Raw genomic sequence first — 21352 nt, 5'->3', positions numbered from 1 at the left:
AATTCCGGCGGCAGCATTACGGTATATGTCTGGCTGGCAATTTCCGCACCATCAGTCGAGCGTGGCGGGGGAGCTTAGATGCGAGCTGCAATTAACGGAACGGCCCGGCGGATTCTCTGCGTGTTTCCGCGCTACACCTCCTCGTTCGGTACGTTCGAGCATTCCTATCCCCTGACCGACGGTGTCCGCGCCTTCATGCCCCCGCAGGGGCTGCTGCTGATCTCCGCCTATCTGCCGCCGGATTGGCAGGTCAAGTTCGTCGACGAGAACCTCCGCAGCACCACCAGGGAAGAGTTCGAATGGGCGGAAGCGGTCTTCGTCAGCGGCATGCATATCCAGCGCCAGCAGATGAACGACATCTGCCGCCGCGCGCATGAATTCGACCTGGCCGTTGCGCTCGGCGGTCCCTCCGTCAGCGCCTGTCCGGACTATTATCCCTCGTTCGACTATCTCCATGTCGGCGAGCTCGGCGACGCCACCAACCAGCTGATCGAGATTCTGTCGCGCGACCCCTCGCGGCCGGAGCAGCAGGTGGTCCTCACGACCAAGGACCGGGTGCCGATGACGGAGTTTCCGATCCCGGCCTACGAACTTGCCGACGTGAAGAAGTACATGCTCGGCAGCATTCAGTATTCCAGCGGCTGTCCCTATCAGTGCGAGTTCTGCGACATTCCGGGCCTGTACGGCCGCAACCCGCGCATCAAGTCGCCGCAGCAGATCATCGCCGAGCTCGACCGCCTGCGCGAATGCGGCATGACCGACACGGTCTATTTCGTCGACGACAATTTCATCGGCAACCGCAAGGCGGCGATGGACCTGCTGCCGCACCTGATCGAATGGCAGAAACGGACCGGCTATGTGGTGCGGCTCGCCTGCGAGGCGACGCTCAACATCGCCAAGCGGCCCGAAATCCTCGAGAAGATGCGCGAGGCCTATTTCATCACCATCTTCTGCGGCATCGAGACGCCGGATCCGGACGCGCTGCATGCGATGCAGAAGGATCACAACATGATGGTCCCGATTCTCGAGGGCGTGCGTGCGATCAACTCCTACGGCATGGAGGTTGTGTCCGGCATCATCATGGGGCTCGACACTGACGGCCCCAATACGGCCAATGCGCTGCTCGAATTCGTCGAGGAATCCCGGATTCCGCTGCTCACCATCAACCTGCTCCAGGCGCTGCCGAAGACGCCGCTGTGGGACCGGCTGGAGCGGGAAGGCCGCCTGGTCGAGGACGAGGGGCGCGATTCCAACGTCGACTTCCTGCTGCCTTATGACGAGGTCGTGGCGTCCTGGAAGCATGCCATGGGCGTCGCCTACGAGCCCGAAAAGGTGTTCGCGCGCTTCCAGTATCAGTGCGACAACACCTATCCCAACCGTCTCAAGATGCCGGTGCCTGACGAGATGAAGACCTGGGCCAACATCCGGCGCGGCCTGATCATGATCAGGAACATCTTCTGGAAGGTCGGCGTGCTCGGCGACTACAGGCGCGTGTTCTGGAAGTTTGCGCTCGGACGCATCAGGCGCGGCGACCTCGAAGGCCTGATTGGCTGCACGCTGATCGCGCACCATCTCATCACCTTCGCGCGCGCGGCCTCCAGCGGCGCGCAGAACGCCTCGAACTATTCGATTCGGCTGCGCGAGGCCGCCGTGCCCGCCGAATGAGCGACAAGTCCGCTCCGGCGCGCCCGACCATCGATCTCAGGTCGTTCACGCCCGCGCGCGTCGCGCTCGGGCGCAGCGGGGCAAGCGTGCCGACGAAGCCGCTGCTCGATTTCACGCTGGACCATGCCCGTGCGCGCGACGCCGTGCATGCCGCCTTCGACGCGCCGCGGCTGGTTTCGGATCTTCACGCACAGGGTCTCGTCGTCACCGAGGTGAGGAGCCAGGCGCTCGACCGCAGGGAATATCTGCGCCGGCCGGATCTCGGGCGACGGCTCGATGCAGAAGCCGCCGAAGTGCTCGCGCAAAGTGCCGCCGAGCCATGCCAGCTCGCACTCGTGATCGGCGACGGCCTGTCGGCGGCGGCGGTTCATGCCCATGCGGTGGCGCTGGTGCGGCGCCTGCTGCCGCTGCTCGCGGAAGGGGAGCACGTCGCGCTCGGCCATGTCGTCGTCGCCTCAGGCGCGCGCGTTGCGCTCGGTGACGAGATCGGCGCCATTCTCGGCGCGCGCATGGTCGTGATGCTGATCGGCGAGCGCCCCGGCCTGTCGGCGCCCGACAGTCTCGGCGCCTATTTGACCTTCGCGCCGAAGCCCGGCCGCACCGATGCCGAGCGTAATTGTGTCTCGAACATCCACAAGGCCGGGTTGAGCTATGACGAGGGCGCCTTCAAGATCGCCTGGCTGGTCCGCGAGGGGCTGGCCCGAGAGGTCAGCGGCGTGGCGCTGAAGGACGAGAGCGCGGACCGCGCGCCGCGTCGAATTGGCACATTCTCGGCGTGCTGACCGGGAGCAGGACCCGAAATCGCCGCATCTTGATCGATTTGCCCACCCTTCGCCTGCTTGCGAGAGGGGCGATTGACCTGCTAAACCGCTGCCAGCGATTTTCCGCGCATTTTCAAGGGGCAAGCCTCCCATTGGTATGGCGTTTTCAAGCCGTTCGCGGGGCGCAACAAGCTCTCAACACCGAGCCGATTTAGGAACTGGATAAGGCATGCTCGAAAAGCACAGCGAGAATGAGGTTCATGTCGACAAGGTCGAGCAGGGACCGGCGTCCTCGATCGCCTTCGGGCTGGAACGTCTCGGGCTGATCGCCGTCCGGGCGCCGATCGTCTCCTGCATCATCCTGCTCGCGCTGATCGTCGGCGCGGTGTTCGGCATCCACCGAATCAAGATCGACGATTCGCTGTCGCAGCTGTTTCGTTCCGACACCCGCGAATTCAAGCAGTATGAAGAGGTGACCAAGAAGTTCCCGGCCGAGGAATTCGACGTCCTCGTCGTGGTCGAGGGCAAGACCCTGCTGGCGCGGAACAATCTCGAGAAGCTGCGCGACTTCGTCACCGATCTGCAGTTGGTCGAGGGCACCCGTGGCCTCGTCTCGCTGTTCTCGGCGCGCCAGGCGCCGGCGCCGGGCAAGCTGCCGGCGGCGCTGTTTCCGGCCGAGCTGCCCGAGGGCGCGGCCTATGACAAGTTCATCGAGACCGTCAAGAACAACGAGATCATCCGCGGCAAGCTGTTGTCCGAAGACGGCACGCTGGCGCTGATCGTGCTGTCGCTCGATCCGGAGGTCGTCGCCTCCAACAAGCTGACCAAGACCGTCGCCGACATCCGCGCGCTGATGAAGGAGGATCTCGGCGAGACCGGGCTCAACGTGCAGCTCTCCGGCGTGCCGGTGATGCAGCTCGAGATCCGCAATGCCGTCGAGCGCGACGGGCTGACCTACAACATCCTCGGCATTCTCGCCGGCTGCGTCATCGCCATCATCTTCTTCCGCAAGATCTCGTTCATGATCGCGGCGGCATTTCCGCCGATGATCGCGATCCTGCTGGCGCTCGGCGCGCTCGGCTGGGCCAATTTCAATCTCAACATGTTCCTGAACGTGATGACGCCGCTCATCATGGTGATCAGCTTCTCGGACTCGATGCAGCTCACCTTTGCCGCGCGTGACCGGCTGATCGCAGGCCAGGACAAGTTCACCGCGTTCAAGAACGCGGTCCTCGTCGTGGGCCCGGCCTGCGTGCTGACGCACGGCACCGCCGGCATTTCCTTCATCGCGCTGCAGTTCTCCAATTCCGACCTGATCCGCAAGTTCGGTGAGGCAGGCCTTGCCGCCACCATCATCGCGCTGGTCGCCGTGCTGTCGCTGGTGCCGGTGTTCGGCGTGCTGTTCGTGCGCAACGAGAAGGTCTTTGCGGTCAAGTTCCAGGGCGCCGATGCCGGCGTCCAGGCGCTGCGCAATTTCTGCTACTGGATCGCCGTGCGCATGGTGGGCCGTCCAGGCCTGTTCAGCCTGATCGCAGTGCTGTTCGTCGGCGGCCTCGGCGTCATCTACGCCAATCTGGAGCCGCGTTACCGGCTTGCCGACCAGGTGCCGGACAAGCGCCAGGCGGTCGCCGCGAGCGATCGGCTGGATGCCAAGCTCACAGGCGCCAACCCCGTCAACGTGCTCGTTGCGTTTCCCAAGGGCGAGACGCTGTACTCGCCGGAGACGCTCCAGACCATCGCGGATGTGCATGCGACGGTCGAGAAAGCCGCCGGTGTCGGTAACGTCTGGTCGCTGGAGACGCTGCGTCGCTGGCTGGCGGAGAAGGCCGGCAGCGCCGACGTCGCGACCCTCAAGGAATATGTCAGCGTCATCCCCGAGCATCTGGTGCGGCGCTTCATCGACGCCGAGCAGGACGCCGTCGTGGTCGCCGGCCGCGTGCCGGACAAGGATTCCAGCCAGCTCCTGCCGATCGTGGACAAGCTCGATACCGAGCTCAATGCCGTCCGCAACAAGCATCCCGGTTACGAAATCGCAGTGACTGGTCTTGCCGCGATCGCGGCGCGCAACTCGGCCGGCATGATCGAGAAGCTGAATCATGGCCTCACGATCGAATTCGCGCTGGTCGCGATCTTCATCGGTCTGGCCTTCCGCTCCTGGGTGGTGACGCTCGCCTGCATCCTGCCGGGCATCTTCCCGGTGGTGATGTCGGGCACGGTGCTGTGGGCGATGGGCGAGGGGCTGCAATTCGCCAGCGTCGTCGCGCTCACCGTCTCGTTCGGCCTCGGCCTCAGCGCCACCATCCACTTCCTCAACCGCCTGCGCCTCGAGAACAAACCTGGGGTGGGCTCCGCGCTCGCGGTGGAGCGGGCGACCGTGCTGGTCGGACCTGCGCTGATCCTGACCACGGTGGTGCTGGCCTGCGGCCTCGTCGTCACCGTGTTCTCCGACCTGCCGTCGCTGCGGCTGTTCGGCTGGCTCAGCGCCTTCTCGATGGTGATGGCGCTGGTCGCCGACCTCTTCATCCTCAGGCCGACGGCGATGTGGCTGATCAATTTGCACGCCAGGCTGCAGGGGGCCGATAAGCCGGCGATCTGAGCGGCTTCATCAGTCAGACATGGAATCGGCGCAGTCTTGACGACTGCGCCGGAGTTCCGGCTGAGGATGCAGCCAATGCGGCACGACAGCTCCATCGTGGAGTTTCAGCAGAAGCGCGGCGGCGATTGCGCCGCCTTTTTCGTCCCATTCCTGACGTCCGATACGATCTTGCTCGACGCCGGTTGCGGACCGGGGACCATCACGGCCGCGCTCGCGGGCATCGTCGCAAAGGCCGTCGGCGTCGATATCGAGCCCAAGGCGATCGCCGCAGCCAATCGGCTTGCCGCGAGGACTGGCCTCACCAACGTGACCTTTGTCGAAGCCGACATGACCACCCTTCCGTTCGAGGATGGGACGTTCGATGCCGTGTTCTTTCACGCAGTGCTGTACCATGAGAGCCGGGCGGTGCTGACGCGAACGCTGGCGGAAGCGCGACGCGTGCTGAAGCCGGGTGGCTTCGTCGCAACGCGTGACGCCGATGTCGGCGGCAATGTTCTCCACCCTGAAATCGACGGCGTGCACCTCGCGCTCGATCTCTGGCAACGCTGGTACGAGCATGATGATCCCGCGTCGCTTCGCTTCGGTCGGCAGCAGGGCTCCATTCTCCGCACCAACGGCTTTACGCCGGTCTGGGCGGGCGCCAGCTACGTCAACCACAGCGCCGACGCGGCGAGCCGCAGCGAGGCTGTCGCTGACGCACGGCGGAGCCTGCTCGGCCTCGGACCGCAACTCGTGGGTAAGGGGTTCGCGACGGACGATGAGATCCAGGCTGCGCTTGCCGGATGGGAGGCCTGGGGAGCCGATCCGGATGCGGTGTATTTCAGATGCCGGTGCGAATGCGTCGCACGCAGGGACTGATCAATCGGAACTTTGTCGTGCGGCGGCCCCCCTTAGAGCGAGCGCAACCTCGATCCTTTCTATGCAACGATATCCCATCGCCGACTGGCTGTGCGAAGGTAGATGACAAGATCGTCCACCTTGTTGACCTGGGCTTCGACGTCGTCGAAGAGAGTTGGGTCGCCAGCATACATTTTCAGGCGATTGAGCAGTCCGCGCGCGGTCTCGTGCTTGGTCGATGTCTCAGCAAACGTCTGTGCGATGTTGCTCTCGCCGCCTTCGAGGCGGTTCGCCGCCACGGTCAGTACCGAAGCAAGTGCGGTTACTGCACCGAGCGGAACCGTCCATGTCGCGGGTGCATCCTTGAGCAGGGCGACCACGACACTGGACGAGAGGACGGTCGTGATGCAGGCGGCGACGGCCTTAAGCGATTGCGCGCGGTTAAGCCGCTGTGTGATCTTGGAGATGACTTGATCGAACAGTGAAACTGCGGCATCCAGTGCGGCGATCGCCGCTTCGAGCATCAATGCCAATTTTCGCTTGTTGCGGTCGCCGTCTGCGGAAGTCGCGGCGGGGCTGATTGATTTGTCGTTCGGTCCGAATTTCATCGGGCTATCGATTCCTGCGCGTTCGAATTCGGTGAGCAGCTCGCGAGCCTTGGTAGGATTCTGCTTGAAGAGGAATTCGATGGTCTCTTGCATGGTCTGATATTCCCTAGGTCGGTCCTTTGATATTGGTCAGATGGAAGGGGGGCTTCTTGTTTGGGTCGGTAGCCAATCCGTTTAGCGTTATTCTATAGGGCTGCGTCGGCAGGGTCGTCTGCGGTCGCCGTACGGGAGGAAATGCGCCCTTGTTCTCCGATGTGCGCGATCCGAGCACGCCTTGCGCACGGCTGAGTAGGATTGTGAGGCTATGATGGGCGGTCCTGGCATCGACCACTCCCTTGGCGGCGGCGTTTTCGATTGCCTCGATCTCGCTATCCCAGGGGGCGATGTGCTCGCGGCGAATACGGTCAATTAAGGCACGATCGTCTGGGCTGAGAAGAGAATTGAGTGCCTCGTCCTTCCCGGAGTGTGGCGCTACCAGCGTCGGCTTGAAGAGATGGTCGATGAATCCCGCGACGAGAATCAACGGCGAAACGATTGCAAGAAGGCCGAGGAAACCGAGAACCAGCCCGAAGGCGAGCATCAGCAAGCCGCCGATTAGGGTGAAGAACGATCCAATCCACCGGAGCAAGGTGGCTAGCGGGCCGTCATCCGGTATGAAAGTTACGGGCGAAGGCGAGACTGCTGGTACCGGGGCTGTCGATGGCGCCGGAATCGGCGTGCCAAAATGGCCCGGGTACTGGAAAAGCTCCCCGGTGCTCGTTGCGATCTTCGCGATGAAGTCGATTGCGAAGATTGAAGCCGCGACGTCGGCGCTATTGATGGCGAACGGCGTTTCGCGCCCACCCAGCGCTTCGAGCAGGTCGCCGAAGGTCGCGGCGTCGCGTACGCGCTCGATTCGTTCGACAATCTCAGGAGTCCAGAGGTCCACCGTCGGTCCGGGAATATTGCTCAGCGTACCGGCACGGCACGACAGGAACAGCAGATTGACCCGGTACTGTATGGCGAGGTCGAGTACTTGCTTGATCTCGTAGCTTGGCCACTCTTCTTTCCGGAACCCCTCTTTCTGCATCATGATCCTGCCGCCTTCGAGGTGGGCGACTATGACGACTGGGCTTCCATTGTTGGCCGCGAAAAATGTGCTCAATTGATCGCGCGATTCCGGGAGCTGATGATGGTTTGCACCCGCGGCGCTCGATATCTTCTCGTAGTCGGTGCGATTGGCGAAGCGATCGACGAAATTGGCGATCACCGGAGGGTGAGACAACGGTTGGTTCAATGCCCACGACAAGGCTGGGGTTGCAAGACCCTCAGGAATGAGAACGGATTTTCTGTAGCGGTAGACATTCTGCCGGTTCGGTCCCTGTTCGAGGGGCCCGAATTGCTTGACCGCTGCCTCGGTGGGCATCCGCCCGTGGTCAAGATATGGAGGCAGAACCAGGTCTTTAGGACCTGGACCGGGGTGCGGCGAAATGGGACGATTGGGCTGCTCAATCGGAGGTTTGGCAGCCGGACGGCCCGCTGCTCTTGCGTCGGCAGGGGCAGCCAGTACCGCGAGTGCAAGGAAGAAGATGCTGGGATTTGGCCGGCGCACCGCATCTCCAAAATGAAACAATCAATGAAATAGAGAAAAACTATTCTAACTCATTGTGGTTGTAAATCGGGCAGGCTCCCGGCCTCCAGCTATGAATGGCGGATCGGTACATCTTGCCAGGTCCCTGCGTACGGACCCCTAGGCTTTCGCCCTGCGCTCACGCCTCGATACGGACGATCCCGTACGGATTGAACTTGAAATCGCGCTCGGCGTAGTCCTGCTCGCGCGACAGCGTGAGCTTGCGATCGCGCAGCGTCGCATCGACGCCGCGCTCGGCCATGGCGTCGGCGATCTCGTCCATCAACGTCACCGCGGACCGGTCGTTGCCGCGCGATTTCGCGACATAGACGTCCGGCAAGCCGACGAGGTGGTAGCCGACGCTCTCGAAGTAGCGATCCCCCGCGAGCGGGCGCTTGGCGAAAGCAAGCCGACAAGCCCTGGCGACGGCGGGCGTCATGCGGAGGCCTTGGTCTGTCTTCGCGCCGTTGCGCGCCTGCTCGGCGAGGCTGCGCCACCGCACGACGCCATGCGCCACGCCGGCACTTTCGCCTTTCGCTGCAATGGCGCCCGCGTCGAACATCTCGTCCACAATCTGCAGCGCGGCGGCCGAACCGGCGGCTGTCTTCTGCTGATCCATCAGCGGGCTCAGCACGTAGAGCACCGCCTTGTGGTTGGCGACCGCGGCCTCGTCTGCCGCTGACCACGCTTTCGGGAAGACGCGGTCCCAGCACACGCCGAACGACCGCGCCATGTTCGGATCCGGTTTTGCCAGCGAGTAGGTGCGGTCGATCTCGAAGCCGAAATCGGCGATCGTCTTGGCCACCGCTTTCGGCGGTTGCAGCAGGCTGTCGTCCCTGCCGAGGAAGCAGAGGACGTGACGCGGCTTCACGAACGAAGGCGGCATGGTCGCTCCCTGCTGATCGTTGGCGAAGGCACGAGTGGCCACGAAGAGCCCTGCGGCCTTGAGCAGATGTCTGCGTATCGGGTCCATCTCGGCACGTCCGTTGCGGATGAGCTCATGCCAGCAAAAAGCCCCCGGCTCGCGAGAACCGGGGGCCGTATGTCTCTCGGCTGGGAAGAGCGTATCAGCTCTTGGTCATGGTGATGTTGACGCCGCGGATCTCGCCCTTGGAGGAGATCTGCACCGTCTGCTTGCTGCCGTTGGTGCGCAGCGAGAGGTTGGCGGCAAAGCCGTTGGCCTCCACGAACACGTCGATCTGGCCGCCGCCGGCGGTGCCCTGCAGATTGCCGAAGATGTTGCGGCTGGACTCGCTCCAATTGCCGGAGATGCGCTCGCCCTGGCTCGTCACGTCGCTGGTGAGGTCGAACTTGTAGCTGTCGGAGGCGCAGTGCAGCGCCTGCTTCAGATTGAGGCCGCTGCCGGCGACCTTGTAGTCGGCCTTGCAGCGAATGCGCTCGGTGGAGCCGTCGGACAGCGACACCGTGCCGGTGCCGGTCCATGCGCCGTCGAAACCGGCAAACGGGCCGGAGGACTGGGCGTGGCTCGCCGAAATCGAGAAGAGCAGTGCCGCCCCAATGCCGGCCGCCTTGATTGCCAGTCCAGATCGCCCAAAGAATGTCATCTCGAATATCCCGTTTTGGAATGACGCCCGCTTACGCGTGATAACGTCTCGCCACATCGAAAGTTTAGTGCTCCGAGCCAGTGTCAGGTTCAAAGCCAGGGCGCCAGAGATGGTGGTTCACGTCACCGCGTGCCAGGCCCGATCCGCTGATTTGCCTTGTTTCGGCATGTTTCTGGCGGGAAACGAGGTGCGGACAGATGCAGCTCTGCAACAGGTATGCAGTAAAATACGATGTGTCTGAATTATGATGTAGTATCAACCCCTTACATCTGTCAATGGAGGTTGAGGGAAGACCTGATTTGGTGGGCGCGGCGCCAATTTGGCCGCATTTGCCAGTGCTTGTGCCTTCTCTGAGGCCGCACCTGTCGCGGCGACTTGCTATCAGAACAATCCGTTCCGGTCGTCCGCCCCGTGCGGTCCGGGGCCGGTGCGATTCTGCCGCCAGAATGAAGGAATACAATGCGTAAGCTTCTCGTCGCTCTCACCCTGCTGTCGGCATCTGTTTCGACGGCGGCGTTCGCCCAGCAGGGGCGTGGCACGGACGCCGAGCAGAAGGCCTGCACGCGTGACGTGCAGAAGTTCTGCCGCCCGGTCATCGACCAGGGCGATTTCACCATCCTGGCCTGCCTCAAGGAAAACCGGCCCAAGATCTCGCAGGCTTGCGACCAGGTCCTGAAGAACCACAACCAGTAAGCCATTGGCCCACAAAGGCGGCCCCAGGGCCGCCTTTTCCGGGCCGATCCGCGGAAGGGCAGCCATCGCCAGACAGGATTGGTTTTGCGGCCGTATTCCCCTATATGGGGGCCGCGGCGGATCGCCGGCATGAGCCCGCGAGCGAAGAAGCCCTTTCTGTCCAAACGATTGTAAACCAGCCCTCGATGACCTCTGCGAGCGAATTGCGATCCGGCAAGGGTGACCGCGACGAGAACTTTCCCGTCGCGTCCTGGATCATTCATCCGCGTCATCGTGCGCTGATCCTGGCCTATTACAATTTCGTCCGCACCGCCGACGACATCGCCGATCACGCGACCCTGCCGCCCGACCAGAAGCTCAGCTATCTCGACCTGCTCGAGGCGGAGCTGCTCGGCAAGGGCGACACCCAGGCCGAAGCCGTCGTCCTGCGCCGTGCCCTGGCCGAGCGCGGCATGGCGCCGCGCCACGCGCTCGACGTGCTGATCGCGTTCCGCATGGACGTCACCAAGCTGCGCTACGAGAATTGGGACGAGGTGATCCACTATTGCCGTTACTCGGCGATGCCGGTCGGCCGCTTCATGCTCGACGTCCACGGCGAGAGCACCTCGACCTGGGCCGCATCGGACGCGCTCTGCGCCGGCCTGCAGATCAACAACCACCTCCAGGATTGCGGCAAGGATTTCCGCGAGCTCAACCGCGTCTATCTGCCGCGCGATGCGCTGGCAGCACACGGTGCCTCGGTCGAGCAGCTCGGGCTGTCGCAGTCGCCGCCGGCGATGCTGGCCTGCCTGCAGGCGCTTGCCGTTCGCAACGAAGCGCTGCTCGACGAGGGCAGGGCACTCGCTGCGGAGATCCGGGATTTCCGTCTCGGCATCGACGTCGCGGTGATCCAGGCCTATGCCGACCGCATCGTGCGCCTGCTCAAGGTGCGCGATCCCCTGCGCGAGCGGGTGCATCTGAACAAGTTCGAGCTGCTCGTCTTCAGCCTTGCCGGAATGCTCAGTGAGGCCGGCCGCCGCGCGATCGGACGCAAGGCCATTTCCAGACCGGGGACTGCCCATGACGCTTGAGGCGACAGCGCCCGGCGCCGATTATGGCTCGACCGCATCCGGCAGCTCCTTCTACGCCGCGATGCGCATCCTGCCGCATGACCAGCGCGAAGCGATGTTCCAGATCTACAGCTTCTGCCGCCAGGTCGACGACATCGCCGATTCCGACGGTCCGCGCGAGGAGCGGCTCGCCGCGCTTCAGCAGTGGCGCAACGACATCGAGGCGCTCTATCAGGGCAATCCGCCGCCGCGGCTGAAGGACTACGTCGCCTCGGTGAAGACCTTCGGGCTCAAGCGCGAGGATTTCCTCGCGATCGTCGACGGCATGGAGATGGACGTGCCGCAGGACATCCGCGCGCCCGACATGGCGACGCTGGATCTCTACTGCGATCGCGTCGCCAGCGCCGTGGGACGGCTCTCGGTGCGGGTGTTCGGCCTGCCGGAAGAGGACGGCATCCAGCTCGCCTATCATCTCGGCCGCGCACTTCAGCTCACCAACATCCTGCGCGACATCGACGAGGACGCAGGGCTCGGCCGGCTCTATCTGCCGCGCGAGGCGCTGCTGCATGCCGGCATCACCTCCGACGATCCGAACCGCGTGATTGCCGAGCGCGCGCTGCCGAAGGTCTGCATGCCGCTGACGCAGCGTGCGAAGGCGCATTTCGAGAAGTCGGACGAGATCATGAACCGCAACAAGCGCCGCGTCGTGCGCGCGCCGCGGATCATGTCGAAATACTATCATTCCATTCTGGATCTCCTGATCGCGCGCGGCTTCAACGCGCCGCGCCAGCCGGTACGTGTGTCGAAGATCACACGCATCCTGATCCTGCTCCGTTACGCTTTTCTCTGATGCAAAACACAGCTCACATCATCGGTGCCGGCATTTCCGGCCTTTCCGCCGCCGTGCGGCTCGCCAATGCCGGCTTCAAGGTCGCCGTGCACGAGGCCACGCACCAGGCCGGCGGCCGCTGCCGTTCCTATTTCGACGGCGCCACCAATCTCACCATCGACAACGGCAATCATCTGCTGCTGTCGGGCAACAGCCACGCGCGCGCCTATGCGCGTTCGATCGGCACCGAGGCGGGCCTCGTCGGACCCGAGAGCGCGCAGTTTCCCTTCGTCGACATCAAGACCGGGCAGCGCTGGCAGATCGATCTCGGCGCTGGCCGATTGCCGACCTGGGTGCTCGACGAGAGCCGCCGCGTGCCCGATACCGGCCTCACCGATTATCTCAAGCTGGCGCCGCTGATCTGGGCGTCGGAGGAGACGCTGGTCGGCAAGTCGATTCCGACCGAGGGCGTGCTCTATCAGCGCCTGGTGCAGCCGCTGCTGCTCGCCGCCCTCAACGTCGATCCGCCCGAGGGCTCGGCGGGACTTGCCGGTGCGATCGTGCGCGAGACGCTGCTGGCGGGCGGGCAAGCCTGCCGTCCGCTGATCGCGCGCGACGGCCTCAGCGCCGTGCTGATCGAGCCCGCCGTGAAGTTCTTGGGCGATCGCGGCCATACCGTTCAGCTCGGCCATGAGCTGCGCTCGTTCACGACCAGCGACGGCAAGGCGGCTGCGCTGAATTTCGGCGGCGAGGACGTGATCCAGCTCGCCGAAGGCGACGTCGTCGTGATGGCGGTGCCGCCGCGCGCGGCGACGAGTCTCATGCCGGGCCTGAAGGCGCCGACCGAATTCCGCGCCATCGTCAACGCCCATTTCCGCTTTGAGCCGCCGCCCGGCTCGGCGCCGATCCTCGGCGTGATCGGCGGCGTGGTGGAGTGGCTGTTCGCGTTCCCGAACCGGCTGTCCGTCACCATCAGCAACAGCGACCGTCTGGTCGACATGCCGCGCGAGGAGCTGGCGCAGACGATCTGGAACGACGTCTGCAAGGCGGGCGGCGTGTCCGGCGAACTGCCGCCGTGGCAGATCGTGCGCGAGCGCCGTGCCACGTTTGCGGCGACGCCGGCCCAGAATGCCCTGCGTCCGGGGCCGGTCACTGCGCTGAAAAACCTGTTCCTTGCGGGGGATTGGACTGCTACGGGATTGCCAGCAACCATCGAGGGATCGGTCCGGTCGGGTGATCGCGCCGCCGATCTGGTGCTGGCCGCCAAAGCATCCTGAAAGGCGGCCCTGACGGGCAAGTGTCCCGGCCAATTTCAATCGACTATCGGAGCAATCGAGCCAGATGGATTCCGTGAACGCGACCAGCCGCGAAGCCCTTCAACCGGGCATCCCGCAACCGGGCATCCTGGAATCGAGCATTGCATCGGCGACGCAGGGCGTCCTCGACTTCCAGCAGTCCGACGGCCATTGGGTGTTCGAGCTCGAGGCCGACTGCACGATTCCGGCCGAATACGTCCTCCTGCGCCACTATCTCGCCGAGCCGGTCGATGCCGTGCTCGAAGCCAAGATCGGCAATTATCTTCGCCGCGTGCAGGGCGCCCATGGCGGCTGGCCGCTGGTGCATGACGGCGAGTTCGACATGAGCGCCAGCGTGAAGGCCTATTTCGCGCTGAAGATGATCGGCGATTCCGTCGACGCCCCGCACATGGTGCGCGCGCGCGAGGCGATCCACGCCCGCGGCGGCGCCATTCACAGCAACGTCTTCACGCGATTCATGCTCGCCATGTTCGGCGTGGTGACCTGGCGCGCGGTGCCGGTGCTGCCGATCGAGATCGTGCTGCTGCCGTTCTGGTCGCCGTTCCACATCAACAAGATTTCCTACTGGGCGCGCACCACCATGGTGCCGCTGATGGTCATCGCCGCGCTGAAGCCGCGCGCGAAGAATCCGAAGGGCGTCGGCATCGACGAGCTGTTCCTGCAGGATCCGCGCTCGATCGGCATGACGGCGAAGGCGCCGCACCAGAGCATGGCCTGGTTCCTGCTGTTTCGTTCGCTCGATGCGATCCTGCGCGTGGTCGAGCCGATGTTTCCCAAGAGCCTGCGCCAGCGCGCGATCGACGCCGCGCTCGCCTTCACCGAGGAGCGGCTCAACGGCGAGGACGGCATGGGCGCGATCTATCCGCCCATGGCCAACATCGTCATGATGTACGATGCGCTCGGCAAGGACGAGAACTATCCGCCGCGCGCGGTCACCCGCCGTGGCATCGACAAGCTGCTCGTCATCGGCGAGGACGAAGCCTATTGCCAGCCCTGCGTCTCGCCGGTCTGGGACACGACGCTGACCGCGCATGCGCTGCTGGAAGCCGGCGGCGACAAGGCGGTGCCCGCGGCGAAGCAGGGCCTCGACTGGCTGATCCCGAAGCAGGAGCTCGAGGTGAAGGGCGACTGGGCGGTGAAGCGGCCCGACGTGCGTCCGGGCGGCTGGGCCTTCCAGTACAACAACGCCCATTACCCCGACCTCGACGACACCGCCGTGGTGGTGATGTCGATGGACCGCATGCGCAGGGAGCACGGCGCCACCGGCTATGACGCCGCGATCGCCCGCGGCCGGGAGTGGATCGAGGGCATGCAGAGCGACGACGGCGGCTGGGCCGCCTTCGACGTCAACAACCTCGAATATTACCTCAACAACATCCCGTTCTCGGACCACGGCGCGCTGCTCGACCCGCCGACCGAGGACGTCACCGCGCGCTGCATCTCGATGCTGGCCCAGCTCGGCGAGACCGAGAAGACCAGCAAGCACGTCGCCGCCGGCGTCGCCTATTTGCGCAAGACCCAGCACCCCGAGGGGTCCTGGTACGGCCGCTGGGGCATGAACTTCATCTATGGAACCTGGTCGGTGCTCTGCGCCCTCAACATGGCCGGCGTCCGTCACGACGACCCCATGATTCGCAAGGCCGCGGCCTGGCTGGCCTCGATCCAGAACAAGGACGGCGGCTGGGGCGAGGACGCCGTCAGCTACCGGCTCGATTACAAGGGCTGGGAAGCCGCCCCCTCGACCGCCTCGCAAACGGCATGGGCCTTGCTTGCCCTCATGGCGGCAGGCGAGGTTGATCACCCGGCCGTCGCCCGCGGGGTGGAGTACCTGATTGCAACACAAAACAAAAAAGGACTGTGGGACGAGCAGCGGTACACCGCCACAGGCTTCCCCCGCGTGTTCTATCTGCGGTATCATGGCTACCCAAAGTTCTTTCCGCTGTGGGCACTGGCGCGGTATCGGAACTTGCGGAGCACCAACAGCAGGGTGGTAGGGGTCGGAATGTGACTTTGGGGACGGGGGACTATCTTACCGCGGGCAATGCCATTGATCCGCGGCCGATCTTGATCGTGACTGGATTGGTGCAGGAGGCCCGCATCGCGGCCGGCCCCGGCATGGCCGTCATCTGCTCATCCAGCAGCCCGACCCAGTTGCGGGCGCTTTTGACCGTGGTGGATCCCGAGACGATTCGCGGCGTGATCTCGTTCGGCGTGGCCGGCGGGCTCGACCCGAGCCTCCGCTCCGGCGACGTCGTGCTGGCGACCGAGGTGCTCTCCGGCGACACCCGCTGGGCCGCCGGCCTCTCGCTCGGCGACGACCTCATCGACCGCCTGACCTCGGGCCGCCGCCGCGTGGTGCGTGGCAGCCTCGCCGGTGCCGAGGAAGTGGTCACCAAGCGCTCCTGCAAGGCCGCGCTGCATTCCGAGACCGGCGCCTCCGCCGTCGACATGGAAAGCCACATCGCGGCCGCCTATGCCGCTGAAGCCGGGCTGCCCTTCGCCGCGGTTCGCGTCATCAGCGATCCCGCCCATCGCGCGCTGCCGGCGCTCGCCCGCGCCGCCATCAAGCCGAACGGCCAGATCGACCTCGCCGCCGTGCTGCGCGGCATCGTGCGCAATCCGGCAACGCTGCATGCGCTGGTCTCGACCGGCATCGACTTCAATCGCGCGCTGCGGAGCTTGCGCGGCTGCCGCGATTATCTGATCGGCACGGAGCTGATCGAGAGCGAGGCGCTGGTGTCGAAGGCGGCGTGAGCGGCTTCTTCGATCTGACAAAAGAAGAGGCCCGGTCGCGACGGCGACCGGGCCTTTTCTTTTGATGCCGTAGCCTGGATAGAGCGAAGCGCAATCCGGGTTCGTCAGAGCAGCGCAGGCTTTTCACGTCATCGATGAGCGCTTGCGTCGCTGATTGAGCGGCGCCCGTTACAGTTGCGTGGACAGGGTGACGCACTAGGATCCCGCCGTGTAACGGTTGTTTTGGGTCAAAGCACTCCGCACCGGATGACCAGTCGTCTTTGACATTAAGTGTCGCCGCAATTCCCAAAGCATTCCGTGTTCGTGCTTGAAGACTTAGGCCACCGCCTCCATAATATGGAGAGCTGGGAATAGTCTCGGCGATGCTGCGGATGGGGAAAGCCCCGCCGCGAATGGGCGAAGGAGGCCCAAGTCATGATTCAACTTCTCATCAGAACTGCGCTTCTCCTGTTCGGCAACAATTGGCAGTCCGGACTAGCCAGCGAGCTCGGTGTGGCCGAGCGCACACTCCGGCGTTGGGTTGCAGGGACGGCGCCTGTTCCTTTGGGCGTTTGGTGCGACGTGCGGACCCGACTGCACGATCAGAGTGTAGAGGTCGCGCGCATGCACGCCCGGCTTAGCGGGTTGCTGCCTGATACCGGCAAGATCACGTTGGAGCCCATTCCCAACACAAAGCCGGAGGTCGATATCCACGGCATCCGGTTCTATCTCAAGCGGCCAGACGGAACGTTGATTGCTTGCAAGGCCCAGCGCGGAGTCTTCGCCGATGTGGGCGTCGGTCTCCCCCACGACATGCTCCCGATCTTTGAGCAGTGCAGCGACAGCTTCTTGCGCGCGGCCAGCGTCAAGTTCCAGCTCGGCGAGTTCGATGACCGCCTCGGAATCGTCCTCGAGCCGTCGGACGTCATTATCCTCCCGAATCCGAACACGCGCGTCGCCGTGCTTGGCCGTTATGGGATTGTGGATCATCCCCGATTGAGCGTCCGGGCACTCAAGCCAGATGACGGGCTATGGCGTGTTGCGATCAGTGGTGATGGCAATCCCTTAGTTGCTTTGGACGTTGGTGGCGCGCTGAAGCTTGCCGATGAGCTCATAGCTATCGGCGAGAGCAGCAAGCTCGCGGCTCACATTTGCACGGCCGCAGCTGACGCTGCTGAGCGACAGGCGCGCGACGCGTGACCCCACGCGCAAACGTCAACCGGCCGGCCTGGGACGTTCCGCGTCGTTCGAGCCTCTACTTCCGTAGAGTCTTTAACGATTGCACCGCGTCGTTGGACTGAGAGCGGGCTTGGTCCGCATCATCTAGAATGCGCTTCAACGCGCGCGCTATCGTCTGGAGGCATTCAGGGGCCTTCAGCCCCTGAGTGGTGGGAAATTTTGCATTGCAGTCTTGGTCCAGCGCAGCCGATAGCTGCGCTACGGATAGTTCGGTGGCCACTACAGGCGCACTCAGCAGGAATACTGCGACCGCGATGAGCTTCTTCATTCAGAAGCTGTTGCAGCTATTTCGGCTTCTTCTTCGGCTTGTGCTTCGCTTGGGCCAGATCCGAGCCCGCAACCGAGCGAACGTCCTTACTCTTGCTTGTACGCAACAATTTCGAGGCCTTCGACGCGTCACGCTTCGATGTCGCCATGGGTGTTCTCCGCTAGACGAAAGCATAAGCCAGCGTGATTCTAATCGTCGCGTCAAGCGTTTGTGATCCGGCGTGCACAACCAGCGCGTAGGGCGGATTAGCGCCAGCGTAATCCGCCATTTCACTCATCGACTGCGTGATGGCAGGTAACGGCTTCCTTCTTTGCCATCGGGGATAACGGTGACAGTGCACTTAACTCCGAGCTGTCCGAAAGTGCTCCCGTTGCGGCGGCCCCCTTGGAGATCGCTCGCGAGTTGAGTGCATTATCACCATAGTCCCCGTAACCTCGCCGATGCGACGCTAGAGATTTCGGCGCAGGAAGTCCCCGATTTCAACCTTGATCCGTCGATGGACTGCCGCCCGGTCGATGCCGGGAGCATCCTTGCACACAGCGGGCGCGTCCGCTTCCAGCGCCGGAGGGCAAGGACCGAAAAATATGAAATGGCCGCCTGGTACGGTCTCTTGCCGCGGCGGGTGGGGCAAGGTCGCCGCAAGAGTGAGGATATTGCCGTCGGCCTTGAGAGCACTGCTTTCCGCACGATAGAGCAACGTCGGCATTTCCAGCGACGCTAACCCGTCCCGATCGAACAAGGAGCCCCACGGCTCCAACAGAACGAGCGCTTTCACCGCGAGCGCATCCGGCGATCTCCTGCCGACGGCGTTGGCCAGGGAGCCGTCGGTTTGGATACCGTCACAGGCCATCGGATCGTCCGTGCGGTTTCGGCAGTAGACCGCCAAGTGAGCCAGGCTGGGAGCTGCGCCCGCAACGATCAGGGTGATGGCGCCGCCGTAAGAGAATCCCATCATGCCAAGGCGAGTTGGATCGGCATGCGTTCCGAAGCGGGGATCGGCCAACATGGCATCGAGCGCCTTGTGGATCTGGCGTGGTCGATCTTCGAGCGCCTCGCGAGGGCGCCTCGATCCCGGGTGAAACGGCGCGACCACGACAAAACCTTCGCGCGCCAACGACGTCAAGAGATCGGCATATGGGACCGGAGTGCCTCCCGCTTTGATCGTTCCCCCTCCGCCATGCGAGAAAAGCACAATCGGAAAACGTGCGCCGGCCGCAATCGGCGCGTCACGGCCAGCGGCAAAAATGTAGGGTCCGTCCTGAAAGGATAGTTCGGCCACCTCGGTCGGATATGCAACCAACGCGTCAAACGGGATGGCGTCCTGCACCGTTATGCGCGTGACTCCTGCCTTGAATGGCTGAGCATCTGCTTCCGCGGATATGCCCGCCACCAGCAGTGCGAGCACGAGAAATGAGGCGCGCAAGGGCCAAGACTCCAAAATTGAGACCTATTGCAATCTTAGATGGTAGGATGGGTAAAGCGAAAGCGAAACCGAAACCTACCGATTGGTGCAGCAGAAGGCTGGTCAAAACGACCCGTCGGGCAAAACACCCCAGCACCCGTCAACCCCTCCCTGCAAAAATATTCCACTTTCCCGAATTTCGGATTTATGGCATAGAGCGCTCATCCCGGCCCTGCCAGAGGGGCGCTTCGCGATCGTCACGAGATGCGGGCCGGGGTGCGGTGGACGCGGCGGCGCCGGCGCGAACGCGATGACAGGGACGGGTGACCGTTGAGTCATGCGCGACGCGCTACGACACGGCGCCGTCAAAGCGGCCAGGCAGGACTTCGGGGGCGAGCACACGCGAGCCTCCGATGCTTCCGGCAGGGCCGTCCGCGGACGGAGAAGTCGTGTGGTCCCGACGCCCGGGGTTCTGGCGTCAAGGCTCGCGGTGATGTGGCCGCCAACCGGCGGCACATCGACCATCCGTGAGACGACGGGGGCAATAGTGCAACGCTCCCCGAGGAGAGCACGAAGGACACCGTTAAAACCATCCGCGCAGGGAAGGCCGGGCGACCGGCATCACCTGTGGTCCACCCCGTGTGCGTTCTTGACGCCCACGGACCTGCGGGTGCCGCCGGCGCCCGGCCTTCCCTGCGCCCTTTGGCAATTAGAGGCGCGAACGAAGATGCAAAGCTCGGGCGAAACGCGCCGCGAGAATGGAAGCGCATGTCTGCAGTTTAAGTTTCAGCGGAGAGAGGATGCCAATGCACATTCGCTCGTCATGGCGAGCGTCGCAAAGACATGCGCTGCTCTCGTGCCCCGGACGCAGCGCAGCGCCCCCGGCGATGCGAAGCATCGTCCGGTGCGGTGCGCTGCAGAGCCGGGGCCCATGCATCAGCCCGGAATCAAGCAGCTGGGGCCCGGCTCTGCGCCGCAGCGTTGCACGCTGCGTCGCGTCCGGGACACGAGATTAGCCAATGCTGCCGCTTCGAATTCCGCCTCCAGCGCCGCCCTCAGGGCCGCGCGATCACCCCGCCCGTCATCGGCATCGGCACGCCGGTCGTGGCCGGGTAGGACAGCGGCAGGCCCTTCAGGCCGCGGGCGGCGAGGAAGCCGAAGGCCTGGGCCTCGATGGCGTCGGAGGCCCAGCCCAGGGACTCGGCGGCCTCCACAGTGGCCGACCCCACCCGCTCGCGGAGCATGCGCAGCATGGTGAGATTGCGGGCGCCGCCGCCGCAGACGATCCAGCTCCGCGGCCGCCGCGGCAGCAGCGGGATGACGCGGGCGATCGCAGCCGCGGTGAAGGCGGTGAGCGTCGCCGCGCCATCGGCCGGCGCGACATCGCCGAGCTTGAGCGCTGCAAAGTCGTTGCGGTCGAGCGATTTCGGCGGCGGCAGCGCAAAGAACGGCAGCTCCAGCGCGCGCGCAACCCAGGCTTCGTCCACCTTGCCGAGGGCTGCAAACTTTCCTTCCGCATCGAACGCCTGGTTCATGGTGCGGTACATGAAATCGTCGAGCAGCGCGTTGCCGGGACCCGTGTCGCAGGCGATCAGCGTGTCGTTGCCGTCGATATAGGTGATGTTGGAGACGCCGCCGATATTGACCACGACGATCGGCCCCTCGCGGTCCAGCGAGTTGGCGAGCGCGCGGTGGTAGACAGGTACGAACGGCGCGCCCTGCCCGCCGGCCTCGACATCGGCGGCGCGGAAATCATGCATCACGGGAATGTGGATCGCCCGGGCCAGCGCCGGCGCGTCGCCGATCTGCACCGTCAGCCGCTTTTCGGGCCGATGCAGCACGGTCTGGCCGTGGAATCCGACGATGTCGATATCTTCCGGCTTCATGCGGTTCTGGGCGAGGAAGGCGGCCACCGCCTCGGCGTGGGCCTGCGTGACCGCGCGCTCGGCCTCGGCCAGGATGCCTGGCCGGGCATCGCGCCGCGGCAGGTTCACGGCCTCGCTCAACGCCTGGCGCAGCAGATTGCGCTCGGCCGGGTTATAGGCCCGGTAGCCGGACGGCCCGAACGCTTTCACCTGCTTTCCATCGGTTTCGATCAGCGCGACATCCACCCCGTCCAGCGAGGTGCCGCTCATCAAACCGAGTGCCGTCAACATCATGGATCAGCGTCCTCAAAACACCC

General features: G+C 64.2%; 17 protein-coding genes. 11 read left to right on the top strand and 6 right to left on the bottom strand.

Features of this window, described 5'->3' with window-relative positions; translation table 11 throughout:
- Positions 1–78 precede the first annotated feature (78 nt).
- From TSA1_RS26515 to TSA1_RS26500, 4 genes are all read left to right on the top strand, one after another.
- Positions 79–1665 (top strand): B12-binding domain-containing radical SAM protein, encoded by a 1587-nt coding sequence (locus tag TSA1_RS26515; RefSeq protein WP_100178907.1) that lies wholly within the window; start codon positions 79–81, stop codon positions 1663–1665.
- Positions 1662–2447, top strand: a complete 786-nt coding sequence (eutC, locus tag TSA1_RS26510; protein ID WP_100178906.1) for an ethanolamine ammonia-lyase subunit EutC — start codon at positions 1662–1664, stop codon at positions 2445–2447. The genes TSA1_RS26515 and eutC overlap by 4 nt, the downstream gene beginning before the upstream one ends.
- A 208-nt stretch (positions 2448–2655) precedes the next feature.
- A complete protein-coding gene (locus tag TSA1_RS26505) occupies positions 2656–5022 on the top strand; it encodes an efflux RND transporter permease subunit (protein ID WP_100178905.1) in 2367 nt (788 codons plus the stop codon).
- 75 nt (positions 5023–5097) lie between these two features.
- The gene (locus tag TSA1_RS26500) at positions 5098–5880 is read left to right on the top strand and encodes a class I SAM-dependent methyltransferase (RefSeq protein WP_161497259.1); all 783 of its coding nucleotides are present in this window, start codon (positions 5098–5100) and stop codon (positions 5878–5880) included.
- A gap of 59 nt (positions 5881–5939) precedes the next feature.
- Here the strand turns inward: TSA1_RS26500 and TSA1_RS26495 are convergent, their stop codons facing one another.
- The 4 genes from TSA1_RS26495 to TSA1_RS26480 all read right to left on the bottom strand — a co-directional run bounded on the left by TSA1_RS26495 (position 5940) and on the right by TSA1_RS26480 (position 9641).
- Positions 5940–6560 carry a hypothetical protein gene (locus TSA1_RS26495; RefSeq protein WP_100178903.1) on the bottom strand — a complete coding sequence of 207 codons (621 nt, stop codon included), beginning with the start codon at positions 6558–6560 and terminating at the stop codon, positions 5940–5942.
- A 13-nt stretch (positions 6561–6573) separates the two neighbouring features.
- A complete protein-coding gene (locus TSA1_RS26490; protein WP_145984368.1) occupies positions 6574–7872 on the bottom strand; it encodes a hypothetical protein in 1299 nt (432 codons plus the stop codon).
- 343 nt (positions 7873–8215) lie between these two features.
- Positions 8216–9049 (bottom strand): hypothetical protein, encoded by an 834-nt coding sequence (locus tag TSA1_RS26485; RefSeq protein WP_100178901.1) that lies wholly within the window; start codon positions 9047–9049, stop codon positions 8216–8218.
- Positions 9050–9143: 94 nt separating this feature from the next.
- Positions 9144–9641, bottom strand: a complete 498-nt coding sequence (locus TSA1_RS26480) for a hypothetical protein (protein WP_100178900.1) — start codon at positions 9639–9641, stop codon at positions 9144–9146.
- Positions 9642–10100: 459 nt separating this feature from the next.
- Between TSA1_RS26480 and TSA1_RS38995 the strand changes: the two genes are divergently transcribed.
- The 7 genes from TSA1_RS38995 to TSA1_RS26440 all read left to right on the top strand — a co-directional run bounded on the left by TSA1_RS38995 (position 10101) and on the right by TSA1_RS26440 (position 17461).
- A complete protein-coding gene (locus TSA1_RS38995) occupies positions 10101–10334 on the top strand; it encodes a hypothetical protein (protein ID WP_142252460.1) in 234 nt (77 codons plus the stop codon).
- 185 nt (positions 10335–10519) lie between these two features.
- Positions 10520–11404: a squalene synthase HpnC gene (hpnC, locus tag TSA1_RS26465; RefSeq protein ID WP_100178899.1), complete on the top strand. Its 885-nt coding sequence runs from the start codon at positions 10520–10522 to the stop codon at positions 11402–11404.
- Positions 11394–12233, top strand: coding sequence for a presqualene diphosphate synthase HpnD (gene hpnD, locus TSA1_RS26460; protein ID WP_100178898.1), 840 nt, complete (start codon positions 11394–11396; stop codon positions 12231–12233). Before hpnC ends, hpnD begins: the two co-directional genes overlap by 11 nt.
- Complete coding sequence (gene hpnE, locus TSA1_RS26455; protein ID WP_100178897.1) at positions 12233–13489, top strand: hydroxysqualene dehydroxylase HpnE; 1257 nt, start codon at positions 12233–12235, stop codon at positions 13487–13489. The genes hpnD and hpnE overlap by 1 nt, the downstream gene beginning before the upstream one ends.
- Before the next feature lie 64 nt (positions 13490–13553).
- Positions 13554–15536, top strand: a complete 1983-nt coding sequence (shc, locus tag TSA1_RS26450; RefSeq protein WP_100178896.1) for a squalene--hopene cyclase — start codon at positions 13554–13556, stop codon at positions 15534–15536.
- Complete coding sequence (locus TSA1_RS26445; RefSeq protein WP_174719088.1) at positions 15533–16282, top strand: phosphorylase; 750 nt, start codon at positions 15533–15535, stop codon at positions 16280–16282. The genes shc and TSA1_RS26445 overlap by 4 nt, the downstream gene beginning before the upstream one ends.
- Positions 16283–16696: 414 nt before the next feature.
- Positions 16697–17461, top strand: coding sequence for a hypothetical protein (locus TSA1_RS26440; RefSeq protein WP_100178894.1), 765 nt, complete (start codon positions 16697–16699; stop codon positions 17459–17461).
- Between the two features lie 755 nt (positions 17462–18216).
- Here TSA1_RS26440 and TSA1_RS26430 read toward each other — a convergent pair.
- On the bottom strand, positions 18217–19191 hold the full coding sequence (locus tag TSA1_RS26430; protein WP_100178892.1) for an alpha/beta hydrolase family protein: 975 nt from the start codon (positions 19189–19191) through the stop codon (positions 18217–18219).
- Positions 19192–20225: 1034 nt separating this feature from the next.
- Positions 20226–21329 carry an anhydro-N-acetylmuramic acid kinase gene (locus TSA1_RS26420; RefSeq protein WP_100178891.1) on the bottom strand — a complete coding sequence of 368 codons (1104 nt, stop codon included), beginning with the start codon at positions 21327–21329 and terminating at the stop codon, positions 20226–20228.
- Positions 21330–21352: the final 23 nt, after the last annotated feature.

Origin of the sequence: Bradyrhizobium nitroreducens, from assembly GCF_002776695.1 — a bacterium.
GTDB classification, from domain to species: domain Bacteria; phylum Pseudomonadota; class Alphaproteobacteria; order Rhizobiales; family Xanthobacteraceae; genus Bradyrhizobium; species Bradyrhizobium nitroreducens.
Note: the sequence above shows the minus strand (reverse complement) of the source record. Positions and strands in the feature narration are given on the sequence as shown.

What these genes read in the sequence shown, in the direction of transcription:
- TSA1_RS26515 (WP_100178907.1), top strand. Translation starts at nt 79, where the DNA reads ATGCGAGCTGCAATTAACGGAACGGCCCGGCGGATTCTCTGCGTGTTT.
- eutC (WP_100178906.1), top strand. Translation starts at nt 1,662, where the DNA reads ATGAGCGACAAGTCCGCTCCGGCGCGCCCGACCATCGATCTCAGGTCG.
- TSA1_RS26505 (WP_100178905.1), top strand. Translation starts at nt 2,656, where the DNA reads ATGCTCGAAAAGCACAGCGAGAATGAGGTTCATGTCGACAAGGTCGAG.
- TSA1_RS26500 (WP_161497259.1), top strand. Translation starts at nt 5,098, where the DNA reads ATGCGGCACGACAGCTCCATCGTGGAGTTTCAGCAGAAGCGCGGCGGC.
- TSA1_RS26495 (WP_100178903.1), bottom strand. Translation starts at nt 6,560, where the DNA reads ATGCAAGAGACCATCGAATTCCTCTTCAAGCAGAATCCTACCAAGGCT.
- TSA1_RS26490 (WP_145984368.1), bottom strand. Translation starts at nt 7,872, where the DNA reads ATGCCCACCGAGGCAGCGGTCAAGCAATTCGGGCCCCTCGAACAGGGA.
- TSA1_RS26485 (WP_100178901.1), bottom strand. Translation starts at nt 9,049, where the DNA reads ATGGACCCGATACGCAGACATCTGCTCAAGGCCGCAGGGCTCTTCGTG.
- TSA1_RS26480 (WP_100178900.1), bottom strand. Translation starts at nt 9,641, where the DNA reads ATGACATTCTTTGGGCGATCTGGACTGGCAATCAAGGCGGCCGGCATT.
- TSA1_RS38995 (WP_142252460.1), top strand. Translation starts at nt 10,101, where the DNA reads ATGCGTAAGCTTCTCGTCGCTCTCACCCTGCTGTCGGCATCTGTTTCG.
- hpnC (WP_100178899.1), top strand. Translation starts at nt 10,520, where the DNA reads ATGACCTCTGCGAGCGAATTGCGATCCGGCAAGGGTGACCGCGACGAG.
- hpnD (WP_100178898.1), top strand. Translation starts at nt 11,394, where the DNA reads ATGACGCTTGAGGCGACAGCGCCCGGCGCCGATTATGGCTCGACCGCA.
- hpnE (WP_100178897.1), top strand. Translation starts at nt 12,233, where the DNA reads ATGCAAAACACAGCTCACATCATCGGTGCCGGCATTTCCGGCCTTTCC.
- shc (WP_100178896.1), top strand. Translation starts at nt 13,554, where the DNA reads ATGGATTCCGTGAACGCGACCAGCCGCGAAGCCCTTCAACCGGGCATC.
- TSA1_RS26440 (WP_100178894.1), top strand. Translation starts at nt 16,697, where the DNA reads ATGATTCAACTTCTCATCAGAACTGCGCTTCTCCTGTTCGGCAACAAT.
- TSA1_RS26420 (WP_100178891.1), bottom strand. Translation starts at nt 21,329, where the DNA reads ATGATGTTGACGGCACTCGGTTTGATGAGCGGCACCTCGCTGGACGGG.